A 6,706-nucleotide genomic window follows, 5' to 3' on the forward strand; every position below is an offset into this window, starting at 1 on the left:
GTTGCACTGAGATCGGTCCAGCGATGGACCGGTCTCAGTGCAACCGACCGAGGTCGGATCGCCGCCCGGGAAGCCCTCAGCCCAGGGTGGCCCTCAGCCTGCCGGCTCCAGGCCTGCCGCCTGGCGGGCCGCGCTCACGAACGCCACCCGCACGTTGTCCCAGCCGTCGAGGTAGCCGCCCACCAGGGCGGCGTCGCGCAGCAGCACGAGCTGGCCGGCGCGGGTCACGGCGTCGTCGACGCCGGCGTCGGTGAGCACCTGCTCGAGCGCGCCGCGGAACCAGGCGCGGTGCTTGTCGACGGCGCGCCGCACGCCGCTGTCGGCGTCGGGGTACTCGGCGGCGGCGTTGATGAAGGGGCAGCCGCGGGTGTGGTGGCGGGCGACGTCCTCGGCGATGCCCTCGATGAGCAGGCCGACCAGCTCGACCGGGTCGTCGGTGGCGGCGCGGGCGCCGTCCAGCGCGGCGCGGAGGTTTGCGTCCTCGACGCCGAGGTAGGCCTCGACCAGGTCCTCCTTGCCCGGGAAGTGCCGGTAGAAGGTGGCGCGCGTGACCCCGGCGGCGGCGATGATGCGGTCGACGCCGACCACGTGGATGCCCTCGGCGTAGAACAGCTCGGACGCGGTGCGCAGCAGGCGCTCGCGCGCCTCCGAGCCGCCGTCGGCGGTCTTGCGCGGGGCGCGGGAGGCGGTGGTCCTGGGTGCCATGTCACTCAGCATAGAACGATCTTTCTCTTTAGGGCTTGACGGCCACCCGGGGCGGGCGTACCTTCTCGGAATAACAGAGAAAGAACGATCGTTCTTCCTGACGACGACGGACCGGATCCCCGGCCCACCGAGACCGAGGAGCCCGACATGAACACCACCGCCGACACCACCGCCAGCGGCACCACCCCCGCCCCCGCCAAGCTGCCGATCGTGCTGGTCCACGGCCTCTGGATGACGCCCGCGAGCTGGGACACCTGGGCCGAGCGCTTCCGCGCCGCCGGCCACGAGGTGCTCGTCCCGGGCTGGCCCGGCATCGACGACCGCAGCGTGCAGGACGTCCGCTCCAACCCCGCGGCGCTGCGCGGCGTCGGCCTCAAGGAGATCGTCGACCACTACGAGCGCATCATCCGCGCCCTGCCGGTCAAGCCGATCATCATGGGCCACTCGTTCGGCGGCGTCATCACCCAGATGCTGGCCGACCGCGGCCTCGGCGCCGCCTACGTGGGCGTCGCGCCCGCGCAGACCGCCGGCATCAGCGTGCTGCCGCTGTCCACGCTGCGCACCGGCCTGCCGATCCTGTCCAACCCGTTCGGCCGCAACGGCGCCAAGCCGCTCTCCAAGGGGCACTTCCACTTCACGTTCGGCAACGACCTGAACCGCGCCGCGTCCGATGTGCTCTGGGAGCAGTCCGCGGTCCCGTCCTACAACCGGGTCCTCTTCGAGGGCGTGGCCTCCACCATGGACGAGAAGAACGGCGTCACGCACGTCGACTATGCCCGCGCCGACCGGGCCCCGCTCCTGGTGATCACCGGCAGCATCGACCACGTGGCCCCGCCGGCCATCGGCAAGGCGATCGTGGCCAAGTACACCGGCACCGGCAGCCCCTCGGTGGTCGAGTACAAGGAGTACGCGGGGCGCACGCACCGGCTCGTCTCCCAGTCCGGCTGGGAGGAGATCGCCGACCACGCCCTGACCTGGGCCACCTCGCACGCCACCGTCACGGCATGAGGACGGCGGCGGCGTCCCGTCGCTTGACCCACGCGGGCCTGGTCGCGCTCTGAGAGCTCAGAGCGCGACTGGGCCCGCGCTTCGTCAGGAGGACAGTGTTCGCCAGGAGGGCCGTGGGCGGCCGCTTCTGCTGTCGGCGGAACGGGTCGGCTCGACGGGCGGTGCGAACGGGTGTGCCATATGTTGATGGCATGACGCGAACCGGTGGAGTGACAGATCGAGCAGGCAAGCAGCCTGCTCGATCCGTGCTGCCCGGGAGCGGGCCGGTGCTGCCTGGCGGGGCGGGGCTGGCCGGTGCTGCCCTGCTGCCCGGTTGTGATCTGCGGCCTGGTGGTGCTCCGGAGCCTGGTACTGCCGGGGCGTCCGGTGCGCCGACGCTCGACCGAACAGTTGATGTGGCGGGGGTGCGGGCGGTGCGGCGTGCCCTGGCGGAGATGATCTTGCCCGGAGCCACTGACATCGGGTCTGGTGCGGTGGTCCCGGGGGCGGTGCAGGCCGAGTGGGTGGACCTGCTCGGTGAGCTGGAGGCTGTGAAGAACGCGATCACCGCGACGCAGGCCCGGATCACGGTCGCCCTGGATGAAGCGACACGTGCGGAGGAGGCGCGGCAGGGCATCCGTGCCGAGCGGCGTGGACGGGGTGTGTCGAACCAGGTCGGTGCCGCGTTGCGGGTCAGCCCGCACGCGGGGGCTGGGTTCGTCTCCACGTCCCGGGTCTGGGTCACCCAGATGCCGCACACCTTCGCCGCCCTGCGGACCGGGGTGCTGTCCCAGTGGCGGGCCACGCTCCTGGTCCGGGAGACGTCTCACCTGTCCCTGGAGCACCGCGCCTTGATCGACGAGGAGATCTGCGGGCCCACGCACCTGGCCGAACTGGTCCGCATGGGCACCCGTCGGCTGGTCGCCCGGATCAAGGAGCTCGCGGCCCAGTTGGACGTGCACGCGTGTGTGAAGCGCAACGCCAAGGCCGTGACGGAGCGGCGGGTCTCGATCCGTCCGGCACCTGACCTGATGGTCTACCTGACCGCCCTGGTGCCGATGGCGCAGGGCGTGCAGGCCTACGCCCAGCTCAAGGCCACCGCCGAGACCGCCAAGGCGACGGGTGACGGGCGTGGGGTGGGTCAGATCATGACCGACACCCTGATCGAACGCGTCACCGCCCGTGAGCCCGGGCGGGCGAACGACGTCCCGGTCACGATCAACCTGCTCGTCTCCGACGACACCCTCCTCGCCGGTGGTGGCCAGCCGGCTGTGGTTGTCGAGGGCGCTCCCGCCGGTGCGGGTGTCGTCCCGGCACCGGTCGCCCGGAACCTTGCCGCTCAGGCGATCGATACCGACACCGCGTGGCTGCGCTCGATCTACGTCAACCCCCACGGGCGCCTGCTGGCCACGACGTCCACGTCCCGGTTCCACCCCCATGGCCTGTCGAGCCTGCTGCGCGCCAGGGAGCAGGGCATCTGCGCCACCACCTGGTGCGACGCGCCGATCCGGCACACCGACCACGTCACCCCGTACGCCGAGGGCGGCCCGACCAGTCTCGACAACGGCCAGGGCCTCTGCGCCAGGTGCAACCACGCCAAGCAGGCCCCGGGCTGGTCGCAGAAGACCACCCAGCTCAACGGTCTGCACGCCGTCGAGACGATCACCCCGACCGGGCACACGTATGTCTCGGTCGCGCCCACACCGCCGACACCAGCCAGGACTTTGGACGCGACACCCGCGCGTGACACGTCCTCCGTCCCAGACGAGTCCTCCGTCCCTGCCACTGCCTCAGCCCGTGAGACGGCATCGATCGTGGGCTCTACCAGGCTCGGCGACACGTCGGCAGACCGGTCGGCACCCGTCACAGACTCCGCAACGCCCAGTGACAAGCCAGCGACCGCTGCGGCGGGACCGACCCTCGACCCGGACCGGGCCGGGAACCCCGCAACGGCGCCTGTCGCGTCGGCGACCGGTGAGCCCAGCGCCGGTCAGGGCACGACGCCGACCCGCGATCGCACCGCGACACCACCCTGGACCCCGGCGGTCGGCATGACCGGCCCCGCACCCGGCCGCACCCCACGCAGCCGCTACTCGATCGGCTGCCAGACCACTCCCGCCCACGGCGCGATCGCCTACCGACCGAGCCCACCACCCCGCCAACCACACCCGGAACAGCAACCACTCCACCGGCCGGCCAACCGGGCACCCGGCCGGGCCCGCACCCGCCCACGCCGCCCCGACCTCTCCTGGACGCACCCCACCTGACCTGGAGCCAACCATCTAGGGTTCGTGGGTGCGCATCGAGACCGACGGCCACCCCGCGGATCCGGCCGACCTGTTCAGCACCTACGGCCACTTCACGGCCATGCAGGTGCGCGACGGCGGGGTCCAGGGCCTGGCCAACCACCTGACCCGGCTCGACGTCGCGCACCGCGAGCTGTTCGGCCAGCCGCTGGAGGCGGACCGGGTCCGGGACCTCATCCGGCACGCGCTGGACGGTTCCGCCGACGCGGCGGTCCGGGTCACGCTCCGGCACGCGGAGCACGTCGTCGTCTCCGTGGCCGACCCCCGCGACCCGCCGTCCGCGCCGCAGCGGCTGCGCTCGGTCCCCTACCTCCGCCCGTTCCCGCACGTGAAGCACCTGGGCGGGTTCGCCCAGGCCGAGTGGGCCCGCCGCGTGGGCCTCGAGGGGTACGACGACGCCCTGCTCACCGCGCCCGACGGCACCGTCGCCGAGTCGTCGATGGCCAACATCGGCTTCCTGGAGGCCGACGGCGCCGTCGTCTGGCCGGACGCCCCTCAGCTGCACGGCACCGCGATGCGCCTGGTGGAGGCCACGACACCGTCGACCAGCCGAACCGTCCGGCTCGGCGACGTCGGCCGGTTCGCCGGGGCGTTCCTGGTCAACTCCATCGGCGTGGTCGCCGTGGCCTCGATCGACGACGTGCCGCTGCCCGACGCCGGCCCACTCCTGGCCGGCGTCGTCGACCGCCTGGCCGCGGTCCCCTGGGACCAGGTCTGAGCAACGGCGCGAGGCCTCAGCCGGCAACCGGGTCCGCGTTGGCCGCCTCGAACGCCTCCCGGGCCTGCGCGATCTGGTCCTGGTGCTCCTCGGTCCAGCTCACCAGCGCCTGGGTCGTCGCCAGCAGGGTGCGGCCCAGCGCGGTGAGCTCGTACTCCACTCGCGGCGGCACCTCGGGGTAGACCGTGCGGCGCACCAGGCCGTCGCGTTCGAGGTTGCGCAGCGTCACGGTCAGCATCCGCTTGCTGATGCCGTCGATCTCCCGACCCAGCTCGCCGAACCGGAGCTTCTTCTCGTCCAGCAGGGCGATCACCAGCAGGGACCACTTGTCGGCGATGCGGTCCAGGATCTGCCGCACCTGGCAGTCCTCGCGGACGTCCCACTGGAACGGGTCGCGGTCCGCCCGGCACTCCGCCAGCTCCGCGGCGGTTACCTCGAGGGAACCCGGTGACGTCGAAGTGCCTTCTTGTGCCATCCGTCGATCGTGCCCAACGATCGTCATGGTTACAAGTGGTAACCATGCGGATCCGAGCGAGGAGATCTCTGTGACGGACACGAGTGCGGTCGCACCACCGACCACCACGACACGGACGGGCTGGGGAGTGCTCGCCGTCGTCTGCGGCGCGCTCTTCCTGGAGGGCATCGACATCGCGATGCTCAACGTCGCGGTGCCCGCCATCGCCGCGGACATCGGCCTGGCGACCGCCGACGCGCACTGGGTGATCAGCGCCTACGTGCTGGCCTACGGCGGGTTCATGATCCTCGGCGGCCGCACGGCCGACCTCGTGGGCCGACGCCGCACCTTCCTGGTCGCCCTCGCGGTGTTCGTCGTGTTCTCCGGCCTGGGCGGTCTGGCCGACGACGCCTGGGTGCTGGTCGCCGCCCGGTTCGTCACCGGGGCCACCGCGGGGTTCATGACGCCGGCGGGCTTCAGCCTGCTGACCACCAGCTACCCCGAGGGCCCGCTCCGTGACCGGGCGCTGGCGATCTACGGCGCGATCGGCGCGGGCGGGTTCACGCTCGGCGTCGTCGCGGGAGGTTTCCTGACCGACGCGGGCTGGCGCTGGGTCTTCTTCGCGCCCGTGATCGTGGGATCCGCGCTCTGGGTCGCGGGGCGCCTCGTCGTCCGGCCGGACCCGGTGACCGACGTACCCCGCGGCGGGTTCGACGTCGGCGGCGCGGTCACGCTGACGTCGGCCATGGTCGCGCTCATCTACGGCGTGGTCGCGGTCGGCGAGGGCGGGCACGTGGTGGCGGGCGTCGCCGCGTTCGCCGCGGCGGCGGTGCTGACCGGAGCCTTCGTGCTGATCGAGCGGCGGGCGAGGGACCCGCTGCTGCGGCCGGCCGTGCTGCGCGAGGGACTGCTGCTGCGCGCGAGCCTGATGGGGATGCTGGTCATCGGCGCGTTCTTCGCGTTCCAGTTCCTGATCACGCTCTACCTGCAGGAGTACCGGGGCTGGTCACCGGTCGCGACGGGACTGGTCTTCGCGGTGATGGGCGCCGACATGATCATCGCGCCTCTGGTCACCCACCGCCTGGTCCAGCGGTTCGGGAACGTCCCCGTGCTGGTGGCGGGGATCGGCGCCGGCGCGGTCGCGTTCGTCCTGGCCCTGCGCCTCGACGGCACCTGGGGCTACCTCGACCTGCTGCCCTCGCTGCTGCTCGTCGCGGTGATGTTCGCCCTGGTGTACGGGCCGCTGACCGGCGCGGCGACGGCGGGCCTGGCCGAGGCCGAGCACGGCGTGGCCGGTGGTGTGGTCTACACGGCGTTCCAGTTCGGCGCCGCGCTGGGCGTCACGGCCGCCACGATCGTGCTGGTGAACGGGCACACCTCGACCGCCGGAGCAGCCGACTACCAGCGTGCGCTGCTCGTGCCCGCCGTGGCCGCGGTGCTCGCCCTGGCGCTCGGGATCGCCACCTGGGTCCGCGGCCGCCGCGCTGCCGTCCGCCCCTGACGCCCCACCGCTGGTCGAGCTTGTCGAGACCTGGG

Annotated in this window: 6 protein-coding genes; 4 read left to right on the forward strand and 2 right to left on the reverse strand. The window is 72.4% G+C overall.

All coding sequences use genetic code 11. The features are described from left to right. Positions 1–93 precede the first annotated feature (93 nt). A complete protein-coding gene (locus ACFU5G_RS28285; protein ID WP_377252165.1) occupies positions 94–705 on the reverse strand; it encodes a TetR/AcrR family transcriptional regulator in 612 nt (203 codons plus the stop codon). A 147-nt stretch (positions 706–852) separates the two neighbouring features. Here ACFU5G_RS28285 and ACFU5G_RS28290 point away from each other — a divergent pair, with 147 nt between their 5' ends. From ACFU5G_RS28290 to ACFU5G_RS28300, 3 genes are all read left to right on the forward strand, one after another. Beyond that, on the forward strand, positions 853–1,713 hold the full coding sequence (locus tag ACFU5G_RS28290; protein WP_377252167.1) for an alpha/beta hydrolase: 861 nt from the start codon (positions 853–855) through the stop codon (positions 1,711–1,713). A 434-nt stretch (positions 1,714–2,147) separates the two neighbouring features. After that, complete coding sequence (locus ACFU5G_RS28295) at positions 2,148–3,959, forward strand: DUF222 domain-containing protein (RefSeq protein WP_377252175.1); 1,812 nt, start codon at positions 2,148–2,150, stop codon at positions 3,957–3,959. A gap of 28 nt (positions 3,960–3,987) precedes the next feature. After that, positions 3,988–4,716: an aminotransferase class IV gene (locus ACFU5G_RS28300; RefSeq protein ID WP_377252169.1), complete on the forward strand. Its 729-nt coding sequence runs from the start codon at positions 3,988–3,990 to the stop codon at positions 4,714–4,716. Positions 4,717–4,732: 16 nt separating this feature from the next. Here the strand turns inward: ACFU5G_RS28300 and ACFU5G_RS28305 are convergent, their stop codons facing one another. Further along, entirely contained in the window at positions 4,733–5,191 is a 459-nt protein-coding gene (locus ACFU5G_RS28305) for a winged helix-turn-helix transcriptional regulator (RefSeq protein WP_377252171.1), read from the reverse strand. 70 nt (positions 5,192–5,261) lie between these two features. Between ACFU5G_RS28305 and ACFU5G_RS28310 the strand changes: the two genes are divergently transcribed. Further along, positions 5,262–6,671: an MFS transporter gene (locus tag ACFU5G_RS28310; RefSeq protein ID WP_377252173.1), complete on the forward strand. Its 1,410-nt coding sequence runs from the start codon at positions 5,262–5,264 to the stop codon at positions 6,669–6,671. Positions 6,672–6,706: the final 35 nt, after the last annotated feature.

This window comes from Promicromonospora sp. NPDC057488 (assembly GCF_042802395.1).
In the GTDB taxonomy this organism is placed as follows: Bacteria; Actinomycetota; Actinomycetes; order Actinomycetales; family Cellulomonadaceae; genus Promicromonospora.

Coding starts and splice junctions, on each gene's coding strand:
- ACFU5G_RS28285 (WP_377252165.1), bottom strand. CDS start 705: ATGGCACCCAGGACCACCGCCTCCCGCGCCCCGCGCAAGACCGCCGAC.
- ACFU5G_RS28290 (WP_377252167.1), top strand. CDS start 853: ATGAACACCACCGCCGACACCACCGCCAGCGGCACCACCCCCGCCCCC.
- ACFU5G_RS28295 (WP_377252175.1), top strand. CDS start 2,148: ATGATCTTGCCCGGAGCCACTGACATCGGGTCTGGTGCGGTGGTCCCG.
- ACFU5G_RS28305 (WP_377252171.1), bottom strand. CDS start 5,191: ATGGCACAAGAAGGCACTTCGACGTCACCGGGTTCCCTCGAGGTAACC.